The 15,160-nt window shown below is 61.6% G+C and carries 13 protein-coding genes; 5 read left to right on the top strand and 8 right to left on the bottom strand.

Annotated features, from left to right (window positions below):
• The 4 genes from AC1D17_RS11625 to mepA form a co-directional block, all read right to left on the bottom strand.
• Nucleotides 1–1,809, bottom strand: coding sequence for an ABC transporter ATP-binding protein (locus AC1D17_RS11625; RefSeq protein WP_477565569.1), 1,809 nt, complete (start codon nt 1,807–1,809; stop codon nt 1–3).
• A 122-nt stretch (nt 1,810–1,931) separates the two neighbouring features.
• Nucleotides 1,932–2,957, bottom strand: coding sequence for a glucokinase (locus tag AC1D17_RS11630; protein WP_477565570.1), 1,026 nt, complete (start codon nt 2,955–2,957; stop codon nt 1,932–1,934).
• A 49-nt stretch (nt 2,958–3,006) separates the two neighbouring features.
• Nucleotides 3,007–3,387 (bottom strand): methylglyoxal synthase, encoded by a 381-nt coding sequence (locus AC1D17_RS11635; RefSeq protein WP_477565571.1) that lies wholly within the window; start codon nt 3,385–3,387, stop codon nt 3,007–3,009.
• Between the two features lie 98 nt (nt 3,388–3,485).
• Entirely contained in the window at nt 3,486–4,544 is a 1,059-nt protein-coding gene (mepA, locus tag AC1D17_RS11640) for a penicillin-insensitive murein endopeptidase (protein ID WP_477565572.1), read from the bottom strand.
• A gap of 287 nt (nt 4,545–4,831) precedes the next feature.
• Between mepA and AC1D17_RS11645 the strand changes: the two genes are divergently transcribed.
• The 5 genes from AC1D17_RS11645 (at nt 4,832) to AC1D17_RS11665 (ending at nt 11,628) form a co-directional block, all read left to right on the top strand.
• Nucleotides 4,832–6,610 (top strand): extracellular solute-binding protein, encoded by a 1,779-nt coding sequence (locus AC1D17_RS11645; RefSeq protein WP_477565664.1) that lies wholly within the window; start codon nt 4,832–4,834, stop codon nt 6,608–6,610.
• 179 nt (nt 6,611–6,789) lie between these two features.
• Nucleotides 6,790–7,881 (top strand): microcin C ABC transporter permease YejB, encoded by a 1,092-nt coding sequence (locus AC1D17_RS11650; RefSeq protein WP_477565573.1) that lies wholly within the window; start codon nt 6,790–6,792, stop codon nt 7,879–7,881.
• A complete protein-coding gene (locus tag AC1D17_RS11655) occupies nt 7,881–9,020 on the top strand; it encodes an ABC transporter permease (RefSeq protein WP_477565574.1) in 1,140 nt (379 codons plus the stop codon). Before AC1D17_RS11650 ends, AC1D17_RS11655 begins: the two co-directional genes overlap by 1 nt.
• Nucleotides 9,021–9,028: 8 nt before the next feature.
• On the top strand, nt 9,029–10,657 hold the full coding sequence (locus AC1D17_RS11660) for an ABC transporter ATP-binding protein (RefSeq protein ID WP_477565575.1): 1,629 nt from the start codon (nt 9,029–9,031) through the stop codon (nt 10,655–10,657).
• Nucleotides 10,658–10,668: 11 nt separating this feature from the next.
• The gene (locus AC1D17_RS11665) at nt 10,669–11,628 is read left to right on the top strand and encodes a 2-hydroxyacid dehydrogenase (RefSeq protein WP_477565576.1); all 960 of its coding nucleotides are present in this window, start codon (nt 10,669–10,671) and stop codon (nt 11,626–11,628) included.
• Here the strand turns inward: AC1D17_RS11665 and AC1D17_RS11670 are convergent, their stop codons facing one another.
• The 4 genes from AC1D17_RS11670 to xseA all read right to left on the bottom strand — a co-directional run bounded on the left by AC1D17_RS11670 (nt 11,629) and on the right by xseA (nt 15,112).
• Nucleotides 11,629–12,483, bottom strand: a complete 855-nt coding sequence (locus AC1D17_RS11670) for a C40 family peptidase (RefSeq protein WP_477565577.1) — start codon at nt 12,481–12,483, stop codon at nt 11,629–11,631. It abuts the gene before it with no gap.
• A gap of 7 nt (nt 12,484–12,490) precedes the next feature.
• Nucleotides 12,491–12,841, bottom strand: a complete 351-nt coding sequence (locus AC1D17_RS11675) for a MarR family transcriptional regulator (protein WP_477565578.1) — start codon at nt 12,839–12,841, stop codon at nt 12,491–12,493.
• Between the two features lie 86 nt (nt 12,842–12,927).
• Entirely contained in the window at nt 12,928–13,518 is a 591-nt protein-coding gene (locus tag AC1D17_RS11680; protein ID WP_477565579.1) for an NAD(P)H-dependent oxidoreductase, read from the bottom strand.
• A 1-nt stretch (nt 13,519) separates the two neighbouring features.
• Nucleotides 13,520–15,112, bottom strand: coding sequence for an exodeoxyribonuclease VII large subunit (gene xseA / locus AC1D17_RS11685; RefSeq protein WP_477565580.1), 1,593 nt, complete (start codon nt 15,110–15,112; stop codon nt 13,520–13,522).
• Nucleotides 15,113–15,160 lie beyond the last annotated feature (48 nt).

The following is a 15,160-nucleotide window of genomic DNA, read 5'->3' on the forward strand; positions in this document are numbered from 1 at the left end:
TCAAATCAGCGTTTCGGCATCCGCCGGCTGTGCCGGCGTCGTGCCCTGTAGGTTATGGAGGCGAGCGTAGAGGCCGTCACTGCGCTGCGCAAGCGCCTCATGTGTGCCTTCCTCGGCCACCATCCCGTCCTTCATGACGACGATCTTGTCGGCATTGACGACGGTCGACAGACGGTGGGCGATGACGACCACGGTGCGGCCGCTCATGGCGTGATCGAGCGCCTTCTGCACGGCTGCTTCGGATTCGGTATCGAGTGCCGATGTCGCCTCGTCGAGAAGCAGGATGGGAGCGTTGCGCACCAGCGCCCGGGCGATCGAAAGCCGCTGGCGCTGACCACCTGAAAGGGTCACCCCGTTTTCACCGACCGCGGTGTCGTATCCCTGCGGCTGCATGCGGATGAAATCATGGGCATAGGCCAGTTTCGCGGCTTCCTCGACCTCTGCATCCGTGGCTTTGGGGCGGCCATAGCGGATATTGTCACGAATCGAGCCTTCAAACAGATAAGGCTGCTGCGAAACATAGGCGAGCCCGTTGCGCAGCGACTGCTTGGTGACATGGGCGATGTCTTGCCCGTCGATCAGGATCTCGCCGCCGGAAGGGTCATAGAACCGTGGAATGAGGCTGATGACGGTCGATTTGCCGGCGCCGGATGGCCCGACGAGCGCCGTCGTCTTACCGCCTTCGGCAATGAAGGAGACGCTCTTGAGGATTTCGTCGCCGTTGCTGTAGGAAAAACGGACGTTCCTGAACTCGATCGCGGCTGCGCCGACCCGCAGATCGCGAGCGTCCGGCAGATCTCGCTGATGCGGGACCATATCGAGGATTTCGTAGATCATCCGAGCATTGACGACGGCGCGCTCCAGCGAAACCTGCAGCCGTGCCAGGCGCCGGGCCGGGTCATAGGCCATCAGCAGCGCCGTCACGAAGGAGAAGAAGGCACCGGGCTGGACGCCGTTGTAGATCGACCGGAAGGCGGCGTAGGCCAGCACGCTGGCAATCGCGAAACCGGCGAAGGTTTCGGTCATCGGCGCTGTGCGTTCACTGAGGCGCGCAATGCGGTTGGCGCGGTTTTCGGCCCGGTCGATGATCGCCTCGACCTTGGTCCTCAGCTGCTCTTCCATCGTAAATGCCTTGACGATGGTGATGCCCTGAATGGTTTCCTGCATGGCGCCGAGCACGTGGCTGTTGATCTCTACCGATTCGCGCGTCGCCTGCCGCAGCCGGCGCGAGATGTAGCGAAGGCCGATCAGCAAAGGCGGCGCTACGATGAAAACGAGCAGTGTCAGCAGCCAGTCCTTGCTGATCATCACACCGATCAACGCCACCAATGTCAGAAAGTCGCGGGCGAGCGACGTCACCGTCATGTTGAGCACATCGCGGATGCCGGAAACGTTCTGGCTGATCTGGGCGGAGATGCGGGCCGAGCGGGTATCGCTGAAGTAGCCGACGCTCAGCGCCATCAGGTGCGAATAGAGCCGGCGCTGGTAGCTGGCGACGATATTGTTGCCGATCTTCGATAACGCAACGGCCTGGCCATAGGTGGCAAAGCCGCGCAGCACGAAGGCGAGAAAGATGGCACCGCAGATATAAAGGACGATGTCCGCGCGCTTGTTGGCGAAGGCCTCGTTGACGACCGATTCCATGATCCAGGCGGTAAATGCGGTCGTGCCGGCGACGATGGCCAGGCACACGATGGCGAAAATATAGCCGCGCAGGTGAGCGCGCCCGTTTTCAGCGATGACGCGCTTGAGGACACTGGTAATTGTCTCGCGATCGATGGCGGGGAGCTTTGTCTTGGCTTGCTTCAAGCTGCTTTCCTTAAACCCGGCGCACGCTTCAAGGCGCCTTATTTCACCGGGCTCTATAGTCCCTTGATCCCCGTTTGGCGAGTCCAGGGCCCTTCCGGGTTAAATGCGCCGCTGCGGGAGCCTCACGTTCTCCAACGCCGTCCCTCGGTTGCCACACCGAAGCGCGATGGCGTGCGCGAATAGGCAGCAAGGCCGGAAAGTGCGGCGGTCGGGTGGGTGACCACGAAAGTCGGTATGGTCTTGAGCAGCGCCGAATGGGGCGCCTTGTCTTCGAAGGCCTGGCGGAACTCCGGCTTTTTCAGCGCCGGCAGGATCTTTTGCGAAATGCCGCCGGCGAGGAACACGCCGCCGCGCGCCATGAAGATCATCGCCATGTCGCCGGCGACGCGGCCAAGATAGGTGGAAAACAAGGAGACGGTTTCCACCGCCGCCTCGTCGCTCCCGGCAAGCGCGCTGGTTGTCACCGCGGCGGGGTCGGCCAGTTGCTGCTCCCAGGCCTTTGATTCGCAGACGGCACGGTAGATGTTCATGATGCCACGGCCGCACAGCAGCTGTTCGGCGGACATACGCCCTTCGATCGGCTCGAGGAATGGCCAGATCTGATAGTCGCGCTCCGTGCGCGGGCCGACATCGACGTGACCGCCTTCGCCCGGAACCGGAAACCAGGTGTGCTGGGCATGGACAAGGCCTGCCACACCAAGGCCGGTTCCCGGGCCAAGCACGGCGCATGAGGCGGATTCGAGGATAGAGCCGGGGCCGATCTGTTCGCGGCCTTCGTCGCCGATCGAGGCGATGGCGAGCGCCTGCGCCTCGAAATCGTTGATGATGATGACGTCTTCCAGTGAAAGCGCCGTTAGCATGTCTCTCGGCTTGATCACCCAGCCGGCATTGGTGAGCGGAATTTCGTCGCCCTTGACCGGGCCTGCCACTGCGATGATCGCCGAGCGCGGCTGGACCGATGTCTTGTCGAGGATACTGGTCTGCAGTGCTTCCTCGATGCTGGCATAGCTCGTCGTCGGGATGATCGGAAAGAGCTTCGGTTCGGCGAAGGCATCGATCAGCAGCGCGAACCGGGCATTGGTCCCGCCGATATCGCCGATCAGGATCGGAAAGGTGAGGCCGCTTTCGGTGTCTGTGAGCGTGGACATGTGGGGTTCCGTTCTGATCGTGCGGACTTGAGGCTCGATAAGAGCTGTATCAGGGTTGGTTGAAGTCGATCAACTGTTCTGCCGTCGCGCGGTTCAGCGCCATCGGAATATCGTAGACGGTGGCGAGCCGCATCAGTGCCTTGACATCGACGTCATGCGGCATGGCGGTGAGGGGATCGACGAAGAAGATCAGCATATGCACGTCGCCGGTGGCGATCATCGCGCCAATCTGCTGGTCGCCGCCGAGCGGCCCGCTCTTCAGCCTGATCACGTTCAGGCTCGGACAAGCCTGCTGCACCCGGCCGCCGGTGGTACCGGTGGCAACGATCTTCCAGTCGGCAAAGACGGCCTCATGGGCCAGCGCAAATGCGGCCATGTCATCCTTCTTTTCGTCGTGGGCAATGAGCGCCACGCATTTCTGACTGGCCATCGCAGCTCTCCCGGCGTTCAGCCGACCAATGAATTAAATCGATTTGATTTTCTCTACAGCACAGTTCCGCAGTTGAAAAGCGTCAATGGCGCCTCAGCTTACTGCAAGGCGGGCCGGGCCAGGGGAACAGGAACGACGGCTTCGGGCAGATCGCTGTTTTCCGCATGGATCACCTGTTGGATCGCTGCATCGCCAGATGGCGGCTGCGGCGCCACATAGGCAGTGCCGAACGTCGCCGATTGCTCCGAGGCGGCTGGAGCTGCCAGCACTGCGGCGCAGCTCTTCGGCAGATCGGCGAGCGTGACAAATCTCGGCTTGACCGGCTTGTCGCCGGGTTTCGGCTTGGCCCAGGGTTCCTTGGTAAACCACCAGGCGAGCGACTTGTCGCAACCGTCGCCGCCTGCCACCGGCGCCTGCGCCTTGCAGCCGGAAGCACCGGGCGGGCAGTGCATACGGATATGGAAATGCTCATCATGGCCGTAGACCGGGCGCACCTTGCCAAGCAGCGATCGATCGCCGGTCCATGTGTCGCAGAGCTTCTTCTTGATCGCCGGATTGACGAAGACACGCTCCACCTGCGGATAGCTCGCCGCCTGCATGACCAGCTTGGCGTGGGTCGGTGTCCAGCGTGCGGCGTTGACAGTCAGGAATTTGCTCTTGTCGAGCATCGAGGTGAACGGCATATCCTCACGCTCCGCCGCCGAAAGCGGCTGCGCCGGCTTCGGCGTGAACCAGATATCCGCATCGAGACCAATCTGGTGGGAAGCGTGTCCCGTCAGCATCGGGCCACCCCGCGGCTGGGAAATGTCGCCGATCAGGATACCGGAGCCCCATCCGAGCTGCGCTGCGTCCTGCGAGAATTTTTCGAGCAGCTGGACCATCGCCGGATTGCCCCAGCGACGATTTCGCGACAGCCGCATCGCCTGCCATGTCGGCCCGTCCGTCGGAATAGCCACGGCACCGGCCATGCAGCCCTTGGCATAAAAACCGATCGGGCTCGGTGCTGAATTGCTCGGCAGCTGGACCTTGCCGAAAATCTGCTTGGCAGGCGTATCGTCCGCCGCTGCCGCCCCGCCTGCGGCGAGGCTCAGCCCGATCAGGCCAGCCAGTGCGACTGATCCCAGATGCCGAAGGAAGCCTGCTTTTATCCGTGTCATGTGCCGTCCGTTTCCCGATAACGCATGGCGATCCGCGCGCACGCGAAGCCCAGCTGCGATTTGCCGCGCCGATACTGACACAGTGTCTTTGTGTCAGACTTGCGGGACACGCGACCGTGACCCAAAAAAAATGCCCGATTTGAGGCGGGTTCTGTCAATTGCCCGGATTTTGCCTATTCTGTCATTCAAGCACGAGAAAAAGGGAAAGCTGGATGCGGCGTATCGGCATGATTTTCACAAGCGCGCTCACCTTGGCGGCGATTGCCTACCTGTCATTGTCTCCGGTCATGCTGATGGCGCAGGACCAGCCTGTGTGGCGTATTGGAAATTCCACGATCAGCGAGCCGAAAAACAAGCCGGGCTTTACTCACTTCGCCTATGTCAATCCGGATGCGCCGAAGGGGGGTAACCTCAACCTTTCCGTCTCTGGCACGTTCGACACCTTCAATCCGATCCTCAGCAAGGGTGATGCGGTCGCCGGTCTCTCACTGGTATTCGACACGCTGATGAAGCCCGCGGATGACGAGCTCCTGACGTCCTACGGGCTTCTGGCGGAGGGCGTTACCTATCCAAGCGACCTGTCCACGACCACCTTCCGGCTGCGCGAACAGGCCAAATGGGCTGATGGTACGCCGGTTACCCCGGAAGACGTCGTGTTCAGTTTCGACAAGGCGAAGGAGCTCAACCCGCTCCAATCCAACTATTACGCCCATGTGGTAAAGGCGGAGAAAACCGGTGATCGGGACGTGACCTTCACCTTCGATGAGACGGGCAACAAGGAACTGCCGGATATTATCGGCCAGCTCACCGTCCTTCCGAAGGCCTGGTGGGAGGGAACGGGACCCGACGGCAAGCCGCGCGACATTTCGAAGACGATACTGGAACCGGTCATGGGTTCCGGCCCATACAAGATTGCCTCTTTCTCGCCGGGCGGCAATATAACCTTCGAACTCAGGGACGACTACTGGGGCAAGGACCTCAATGTGAACGTCGGCCAAAACAATTTCCGCACCATTTCATACCTCTATTTCGGTGATCGAGACGTGGAGTTCGAGGCGTTTCGCGCCGGTGCCGTGGATTATTGGGCCGAGAATTCCGCCGCCCGCTGGGCGACAGGGTACAACTTCCCCGCCGTCAATGACGGCCGCATCAAGCGTGAGGAGCTCGAAAACCCCTTCCGGGCCACCGGCATAATGCAGGCTCTCGTTCCGAATATGCGCCGCGAAATATTCAAGGATCAAAGGGTGCGCGAGGCGTTGAACTATGCATTCGATTTCGAGGAACTGAATCGCACCGTCGCTTTCAACACGTACGCGCGCATCGACAGCTATTTCTGGAACACGGAGCTTGCCTCCTCGAACCTGCCGCAGGGGCGTGAACTGGAAATTCTTGAGAGCATGCGGGACAAGGTGCCGGCGGACGTATTCACCAAGCCCTATGCCAATCCCATTGGCGGAAATCCCCAGAAAAGCCGCGAAAACCTGCGCAATGCGATCGGTCTCCTGAAGGAGGCCGGTTACGAGATCAGGGATAGCGTCATGGTCAACAGCAAGACCGGCAAGCCGTTCTCTTTCGAGATTCTGCTGAGCAGCGCGACACTTGAGCGCTGGGCGCTGCCTTACGCGCAGAACCTGCGCAAGATCGGCATCGACGCGCGGGTGCGCACCGTCGATGCCGCGCAATATACGAACCGCGCGCGCTCTTTCGATTACGATATGACCTGGACCGTCTGGGCCGAGACGATGAACCCGGGCAATGAGCAAGCCGATTACTGGGGTTCCGGCTCCGCGAACCAGCAGGGCTCTCGCAATTATGCGGGCATCGCCGATCCTGCAGTCGATGAGCTGATCAGAATGGTCATTTTTGCACCGAGCCGCGAGGAGCAGGTGGCGGCCATCAAGGCCATGGACAGGGTTTTGCTTGCCCATCACTATGTCATACCGCTCTACTACGGCAAGACGGCGCGGATCGCCTATCGCAACGTGCTTGATCACCCGGCCGAACTGCCCACCTATTCGCTCGGCTTCCCGGATGTCTGGTGGTCGAAGCCGGCCGCTGCCCAATGAAAGCCTTGCGCACGGCACAGCCTGTACTCCAAATGAACATATGCGAATCAGTTTGGGCGTTCTGGCCGGTTTGGCAGGGACGGCTTGAAGGAGACGAACGGATTGACTGAAGACAGGTGGCAGGCCGCTTGCGGATCGGATCGTGTTGCCGGCAACGGCGGCGGACGGGGGCAACGCTGATGGGTGGCTATATCCTGCGGCGGCTGCTGCTGATGATCCCGACGATCGTTGGTATCATGGCCATCTCCTTTGCCGTCATCCAGTTCGCTCCTGGCGGTCCCGTCGAGCAGGTCATCGCCGATCTCACCGGCCAGAGCCAGGGCAGCGACCGGCTGTCCGGCGGCGGCGGCGATCTGGGCGGACAGTCGCTTGGCGACGAATCCTCCGGAAAATACCGGGGCGCGCAAGGGCTCGATCCGGATTTCATCAAGAAGCTGGAAAAGCAGTTCGGCTTCGACAAGCCACCGCTTGAACGCTTCGGCCAGATGATGTGGAACTATATCCGCTTCGATTTCGGCGAAAGCTTCTTCCGCAACACCTCGGTGATCGACCTGATTCTCGACAAGATGCCGGTGTCGATTTCGCTCGGGCTTTGGATCCTGTTGTTCTCCTACGCGATCTCCATTCCGCTCGGCATCAAGAAGGCCATCTCCGATGGTTCGACCTTTGATGTCTGGACGTCCGGCATCATCATCATCGGCTACGCGGTGCCGGGCTTCCTGTTCGGTATCCTGCTGATCGTGCTGTTCGCCGGCGGCTCGTTCTTCGACTGGTTCCCGTTGCGCGGCATTGTCTCGGATAATTTCGCCCAGCTGAACTGGTGGCAGAAGATTCTCGATTACTTCTGGCACATGACCCTGCCGCTGATCACACTTCTGATGTCCGCCTTCGCAACGACGACGCTGCTCACCAAGAATTCCTTTATCGATGAGATCAAGAAGCAATRTGTCACCACGGCCCGGGCCAAGGGCCTCAACGAACGCCAGGTGCTCTACGGCCACGTCTTCCGCAACGCCATGCTGATCATCATCGCCGGCTTTCCGGCGGCCTTCATCACCGCCTTCTTCACCGGCTCGCTACTCACCGAATACATCTTCTCGCTCGATGGCCTCGGCCGCCTCGGTTATGACTCCGTCGTCAAGCGCGATTATCCGATCGTCTTTGCGACGCTCTATATCTTCTCGCTGATGGGCCTGCTGGTCAGCCTGCTGTCGGACCTGATCTATACCTGGGTCGATCCGCGCATCGATTTCGACCGGAGGGATGTCTGATGGCCGACATCACTGCCAGCCCTTCCCCCGTCACCGGTGCTCCCGGCCGGCTGTCGCCGGTCAATCGCCGCCGCTGGGAAAATTTCCGGGCCAACCGCCGCGGCTACTGGTCTTTCTGGATATTCATGGTGCTGTTCGGCCTCAGCCTGTGCGCCGAGTTCATCGCCAACGACAAACCGGTGCTTGCCTCCTACAAGGGCGAGATCCTGGTGCCGGTGCTGGTCGACTATCCGGAGGAAAAGTTCGGCGGCTTTCTCGCCGAGACGGACTACCGCTCCGATTACATCCGCGAAGAGATCAATGCCAATGGCTGGATGATCTGGCCACCGATCCGCTATTCCTATCAGACCGCCAATTCCAACATTCCCCACTCTGCGCCAACGGCGCCCTTCTGGCTGATGGACAGGGCCGAGCGCTGCTCCGGCTATCCGCAAGGCGCCGATGATCCGGCCTGCACACTGGGCAATCTCAACTGGCTCGGCACCGACGATCAGGCGCGCGACGTGACGGCAAGGATGATCTACGGTTTCCGTATCTCCGTCCTTTTCGGCCTTGCCCTGACCATCGCATCTGCCGTCGTCGGCGTCACCGCCGGCGCTGTGCAAGGCTATTTCGGCGGCTGGACGGATCTGCTGTTGCAGCGTTTCATCGAAATCTGGTCGTCGATGCCGGTGCTCTATATTCTGCTGATCATCGCGGCGATCCTGCCACCGGGTTTCTTCGTGCTGCTCGGCATCATGCTTTTATTTTCCTGGGTCGGCTTCGTCGGCATCGTGCGGGCGGAATTCCTGCGCGCCCGCAATTTCGAGTATGTCCGTGCCGCCCGGGCGCTCGGCGTCAACAACCGGACGATCATGTTTCGCCATCTGCTTCCGAATGCCATGGTGGCGACGCTGACCTTCCTGCCCTTCATTCTTTCCGGCTCGATCACCACGCTGACCTCGCTCGATTTCCTTGGCTTCGGCATGCCGCCCGGCTCGCCCTCCCTTGGCGAACTGATCAGCCAGGGCAAGTCCAACCTGCAAGCCCCCTGGCTCGGGCTGACCGCCTTCGTCGTCATGTCGGTCATGCTGTCGCTGCTGATCTTCATCGGCGAGGCGACGCGCGACGCCTTCGATCCAAGGAAGACTTTCCGGTGAGCCCGACGATGACAGACACTCTCCTTTCCGTCCGCAATCTCTCGGTCGCCTTTCATCAGGGCGGCAAGACATCGACGGCGGTGGACGGTATTTCCTTCGATATCAAGCGCGGCGAAGTGGTGGCGCTGGTCGGCGAATCCGGCTCGGGAAAATCGGTCTCGGCCAATTCGATCCTGAAGCTTCTGCCCTATCCGGCCGCCAGCCACCCGGGCGGCGAAATCCTGTTCAACGGCAAGGACCTAATGACGGCCTCGGATGCCGAGCTGCGCCGGGTGCGCGGCAACGACATCACGATGATCTTCCAGGAGCCGATGACCTCGCTCAATCCGCTGCATTCGATCGAGCGGCAGATCGCCGAAATCCTCGACCTGCACCAGGGCATCACCGGGGCTGCGGCGCGGACCCGCGTTTTGGAACTGCTCAATCAGGTCGGCATCCGCGAGCCGGAAAAGCGCCTTGCCGCCTATCCGCATGAACTGTCTGGCGGCCAGCGCCAGCGCGTGATGATCGCCATGGCGCTCGCCAACCGGCCTGAACTTTTGATCGCCGATGAGCCGACGACGGCGCTTGATGTGACGGTGCAGGCGCAGATCCTCGATCTTCTGAAAAAGCTCAAGGACGACCACGGCATGTCGATGCTGTTCATCACCCATGACCTTGGCATCGTCCGCAAGATCGCCGACCGGGTCTGCGTGATGACCAAGGGCAAGATCGTCGAAACCGGCCCGACAGCCGAGATTTTCGCCAACCCGCAACATGCCTATACCCGCCACCTGCTTGCCTCCGAGCCAAAGGGGGTACCTCCCGTTTCCGACACGTCGAAGCCGGTGGTGATGCAGGCTGAAGACATGAAGGTCTGGTTCCCGATCAAGGCCGGCTTCCTGCGCAAGGTGGTCGATCATGTGAAGGCGGTCGATGGCATAGACCTGACGCTGCGCGCCGGCCAGACGCTCGGCGTCGTCGGTGAATCCGGCTCCGGCAAGACGACGCTTGGCCTGGCGCTGACACGGCTGATTTCCTCGAAGGGCCGCATCAGCTTCATCGGCAACGAGATAACCGGCTATTCGTTCAAGCAGATGCGCCCGCTGCGCAACCGCATGCAGATCGTCTTCCAGGATCCCTTCGGCTCGCTCAGCCCCCGCATGGCCGTCAGCGATATCATCGCAGAGGGATTGAAGGTGCATGAGCCCCGTCTCTCCGACAAGGAGCGGGATGCCCGCGTGGCAGCGGCGCTTGAAGAAGTCGGCCTCGATGCGGCGACCCGCTGGCGTTATCCGCATGAATTCTCCGGTGGCCAGCGCCAGCGCATCGCCATTGCCCGCGCCATGGTGCTGAAACCGCAGTTCGTCATGCTCGACGAGCCGACATCGGCGCTGGATATGAGCGTGCAGGCGCAGGTGGTCGATCTCCTGCGCGATCTGCAGGCAAAACATGCGCTCGCCTACCTCTTCATCAGCCATGACCTGAAGGTGGTGCGCGCCCTTGCCAATGACATGATCGTCATGCGGCTCGGCAAAGTCGTCGAACAGGGCCCCTCCGAACGCATCTTCACCGCGCCGCAGGAAGATTACACCAAGGCCCTGATGGCCGCAGCGTTCAACTTGGAGGCGGTCGATGTGCCCGCCGTCCGCCAATAGAGTTTGTTATCATGCCGTCCAAGAGCCCCGTTATCGTCGATCTGAAGTTCATTCCACGCGAGGTGGAGGACGGCCTGAAGGGCGCTTTTTCCGGACGCGAGGTGCTCAATCTCGCTGACCCCGCACACAAGGGCCGCGACCTCTCCGGTATCGATTATGCCGTCGTCTGGAAATCCGATCCGGACCTGTTTTCCCGCGCGCCGGATCTCAAGGTGGTTTTCTCCGGCGGCGCCGGCGTCGATCACGTCCTGACGCTTCCGGGCCTGCCGGACGTGCCGCTGGTCCGCTTCGTTGATCGCAGCCTGACGACGCGGATGAGCGAATGGGTTGTCATGAACTGCCTCATGCACCTGCGCCAGCATCGCGCCTATGAGGCGCGGGCGAAAGCCCATGTCTGGGAGGATCTGAGCCAGCCGGAAGCGGCCGATGTGACCGTCGGCGTCATGGGCCTCGGTGTGCTCGGCCAGGACGCCATCCGCAAACTCGGCGTCATCGGCTTCAAGACGATCGGCTGGTCGCGCTCGAAAAAGGCGATCGATGCAGTCGAGACCTTTGACTGCGATGCGCTGGATGCATTCCTGGCCAGAACCGATTTTCTCGTCAGCCTGCTGCCGTTGACGGCAGAGACGAAAGGCATCCTGAACGCCTCCCTTTTTTCAAAGCTCAGCCGCAAGGGCCCATTTGGTGCTCCGGTCCTGATCAACGGCGGCCGCGGCGGCAGTCAGGTCGGTACTGACATCATCGCAGCCCTCAAATCGGGCGTACTCGGCGGCGCTTCGCTCGATGTCTTCGAACAGGAGCCATTGGACCGGGACAGCCCGTTCTGGGACATGGACAATGTCTATGTCACGCCGCATGTGGCAGCATCCTCGGACGTGAAAGCGCTGTTCGTTCACGCCGAACAGCAGATGGCCCGCTTCGAAAGCGGCCTGCCGCTGGAGCATCTGGTGGATCGCAAAGCCGGCTATTGATCAGGGCCGGCGGAAACCGGTCGGCTGATCATAGAGCCAGCCGATGCGCGCGATTGCGTCATCCAGCCCTTCGAGAGCAACGTTCATCGTGTGGCCGTTGGCGTGCAGCAGCGTCCTGTCGTCTTTCATGATCGCGACATGGCCCTTCCAGAAGACGAGGTCGCCGCGGCGGAGCTCGTCACGGCCGATTTCGATGCCGAGGCCCTTGGCTTGCATGTCGGTATCGCGCGGCGCGCTCTGGCCAACCATCATCATCGACAGCTGCACAAGGCCGGAACAGTCGATGCCGAAGCCGGAGCGGCCGCCCCAGAGATAGGGGGTTTCGAGAAACCGTCCGGCAATGGCGACATAATCGCCGGCCAGCGGCTGCCCAACCTCAGCGCAATGGTTGGCGATCACCGCCTGCCCGCCTTCCAAAAGGAAATAGCGCGTGCCGCGTGTCTCGCGCTCGTCGACGACGGCGATCCGATTGCCCATCGACAGCGCCTGCACCGCCGGAAATTTGAGGTCCGGCCCGGAATAGACGAAGGTGCGCGGTGCGGTGACGATATGGGTGAGGCTGCGGATCACCGGGGAGACGGCATCGTCCGGAATATAGCCGACATAGCCGTCGAAATCGGCCTTTACCCAGGCCCAGCCGCCATTGGTATCGAGCACGCGGACCGTTTCACCGAGCAGCAGCTCCGTATCGGTGCCGCATTCGAGTTCCGGCCTTGCCCGCACCTGCACCACGGGCACGCAGATCACGCCCGGCGAACCGCTGACATAGCTGGGCGCCTCGACGACGCCGCGCAGGCGTTCCTCGGCAAGATCGGGGCGGTAGGCATTCAGCCGGCGGTCTGGAAGATCAAGCATCGTTTTCTCAGATAGACAGTTTGCGTCCCTGATCAATGATCAGATCGCCAAGTTTTTCAAGATAAAGCGCACCTTCGACTGTGCGCTTGATGATCACATTGCGTCTGTCGCGCTCGTCGCGGGTCCGGGTCACCAGGCCAAGATCGCCCATCGTGTCGAGTGCGCGGGTGATGACCGGCTTGGTGACGCCCAGAACTGCGGCAAGCCCACGCACCGTATGGGGCGGCGGAACGAGGTAGATATGCAGCAGAATAGACAGTTGTCGCAGCGTCAGGTCACGATTGTCGACCCGCACCTGTTCAAGCGAGACGCTGTGCCAGAGGTTCAGGGCTTGCGAAGCTGATAATTCCACCGGCATCGGACGCCCTCGGTTCAATCGGCCCCCATTTTAGCAGTCCGACCGTTACGGAACCGTTTCTTTTCGGGGGCTGTTCGTTGGCACCCTCAAATCTGCGCGACGGCCTTTTCGATCCTTGCCAGGTGCGCAGTGCGTTGCGATGGTGTCACCCGGTCCATGTCGTGCAGCGAGATCATCCGGAATTTCACATCCTTGGCGCAGAAGGACGCGATGCCGCGTTTCAGCAGGCGGCGCACCGGGCTTCCCATATAGAGCTTCACAACCCACCAGGGCGAACCCGTCGTCGTCAGCGCCCAAAACAGCTTGATATTGGTGAGGCGCGGAAGGATGCGGCCGCCGGATTGCTCGTGGTCGAAGGCGACGCCGGGCGCAAAGACGCGGTCGAAGAAGCCCTTGAGGATCGCCGGAAAATTGAACCACCATTGCGGAAAGACCAGGATCAGCCCATCGGCTGCCCGCAGCCGGGCGACGATGTCGTCTACGGCCGTGGTATCGTAAGGAGTGTCGAAATAACCTCGCCGTTCCTCTTCTTGCAGTCGTGGATCGAAGTCTTCCCTGTAGAGATCGAGCAGATCGACGCTGTGCCCACTTTTCTCCAGTGACGCCTTCGCCGTTGCGGCGACGCCTGCGGCAAAACTGTCGGTGAGCGGGTGGGCGAGAACGAGGAGAATGCGCATCCTAAAACAGGCTGCCCTGTTTCGGCGGTGCCGCAGCCGCCGGCTTTTCGGCGCGTTTCTTCGCCGGCTGTGGCGGCGGCGGGGCACTGCCCTCGGTGGTCACCGCATTGATCGAGCCGTCGGCAAATTCGATGGCGATCGTCTGGTTGAGAGACAACGCCGAAGCGCCCTTCACCGGCGCGCCAGTTTCGTCGCGCACCAACGCATAGCCGCGTTTCAAGACGTTGCGATAGGACAACGATTGCAGGATGCGGTCATGCGCCGTCACCGTGCTGCGCCGGCGCCGCAGGTCGGCCAGAAGCGCGCTGTCGGCCCTGCCGGAAAGACCGGTCAGGCGATCCTGAGACCGATGAATCTGGCTCAATAAACGGGCAGGCAGCGTGCGCAGGGCGGCATCGGCGGAAGATATCCGCGAGGCGGACCGCTGCAGCAATCGCTCGACGATGCGCTCGGCGCGGATCATCCGCTCGCCAAGCTTCTGCCGCCGTTCGTTGATCCGGTTCGACAGGACGTCGGGTCGGAGATGTGCAGCTGTGCGTTCAAAGGCCCGCCGCTTGTTGGTGGTGTTCATCTGCAAACCGCGTCCGAGCCCAGCCGAGGCCTCGTCGAAACGGCGCCGCGGCAGAGCCAGCAGCTGATCGAGGGAGGGCAGGGCACGGGTCAGCGCCCGCACGCTCTGCCGGCGATTGTCCATCTGCCGCGTCACGGCCGATTTCAGCCGGGCGGACAGCGCCGAAACGGCAGCGTCCAGATCGGCCTTCACCGGCACGGCCATTTCCGCGGCTCCAGTCGGGGTCGGCGCCCGCTGGTCGCTGGCATAGTCGATCAAGGTCCAGTCGGTCTCGTGGCCGACGGCCGAAATCAGCGGTATCTGTGAATTGGCGGCCGCCCGCACCACGGCTTCGTCGTTGAAACTCCAGAGATCCTCCAGGCTGCCACCGCCGCGCGCGACGATCAAGAGATCCGGCCGGGCAATCGGCCCGCCTGGGGTAAAGGCATTGAAGCCCTCGATCGCAGCGGTGACCTCATTTCCGGAACCTTCGCCCTGCACGCGCACCGGCCAGACGATGACATGGACCGGAAACCGGTCCGCTATCCGGTGCAGGATATCGCGGATGACGGCGCCGGTCGGCGAGGTGATGACACCGATGACTTTCGGCATATAGGGCAGCGGCCGCTTGCGCGACGGATCGAACAACCCTTCAGCGCCGAGCTTGCGCTTGCGCTCCTCGATCAGCGCCATCAGGGCACCGGCGCCGGCCGGTTCCAGCGTTTCGATGACGATCTGGTATTTGGAGGAGCCGGGGAACGTCGTCACCTTGCCGGTGGCGATGACTTCCATACCTTCTTCGGGCCGGAACTTCAGCCGGCTCATCGTACCCTTCCAGATGACGGCATCGATGCGCGCCTTGTCGTCCTTCAGGGCAAAATAGGCGTGACCCGATGAATGCGGGCCGCGATAGCCGGAAATCTCGCCACGCACCCGTACCTGGTCAAAGGCCTGCTCGACCGTGCGCTTGATGGAGCCGGACAGTTCGGAGACCGAATATTCGGCGAGATTGGAGGGCGAATCGGATTCGAAGAACGAGCTCATCCGGCTATTTTGCCGTGCCCGGCGGCGGATAGCCAGTCTTCGCTTTTG

It is taken from the genome of Pararhizobium sp. P1_E7 (genome assembly GCF_056405855.1).

Coding starts and splice junctions, on each gene's coding strand:
- AC1D17_RS11630 (WP_477565570.1), bottom strand. CDS start 2,957: ATGTCCACGCTCACAGACACCGAAAGCGGCCTCACCTTTCCGATCCTG.
- AC1D17_RS11665 (WP_477565576.1), top strand. CDS start 10,669: ATGCCGTCCAAGAGCCCCGTTATCGTCGATCTGAAGTTCATTCCACGC.
- AC1D17_RS11660 (WP_477565575.1), top strand. CDS start 9,029: ATGACAGACACTCTCCTTTCCGTCCGCAATCTCTCGGTCGCCTTTCAT.
- AC1D17_RS11680 (WP_477565579.1), bottom strand. CDS start 13,518: ATGCGCATTCTCCTCGTTCTCGCCCACCCGCTCACCGACAGTTTTGCC.
- AC1D17_RS11645 (WP_477565664.1), top strand. CDS start 4,832: ATGCTGATGGCGCAGGACCAGCCTGTGTGGCGTATTGGAAATTCCACG.
- AC1D17_RS11635 (WP_477565571.1), bottom strand. CDS start 3,387: ATGGCCAGTCAGAAATGCGTGGCGCTCATTGCCCACGACGAAAAGAAG.
- AC1D17_RS11670 (WP_477565577.1), bottom strand. CDS start 12,483: ATGCTTGATCTTCCAGACCGCCGGCTGAATGCCTACCGCCCCGATCTT.
- AC1D17_RS11655 (WP_477565574.1), top strand. CDS start 7,881: ATGGCCGACATCACTGCCAGCCCTTCCCCCGTCACCGGTGCTCCCGGC.
- xseA (WP_477565580.1), bottom strand. CDS start 15,112: ATGAGCTCGTTCTTCGAATCCGATTCGCCCTCCAATCTCGCCGAATAT.
- AC1D17_RS11675 (WP_477565578.1), bottom strand. CDS start 12,841: ATGCCGGTGGAATTATCAGCTTCGCAAGCCCTGAACCTCTGGCACAGC.
- mepA (WP_477565572.1), bottom strand. CDS start 4,544: ATGACACGGATAAAAGCAGGCTTCCTTCGGCATCTGGGATCAGTCGCA.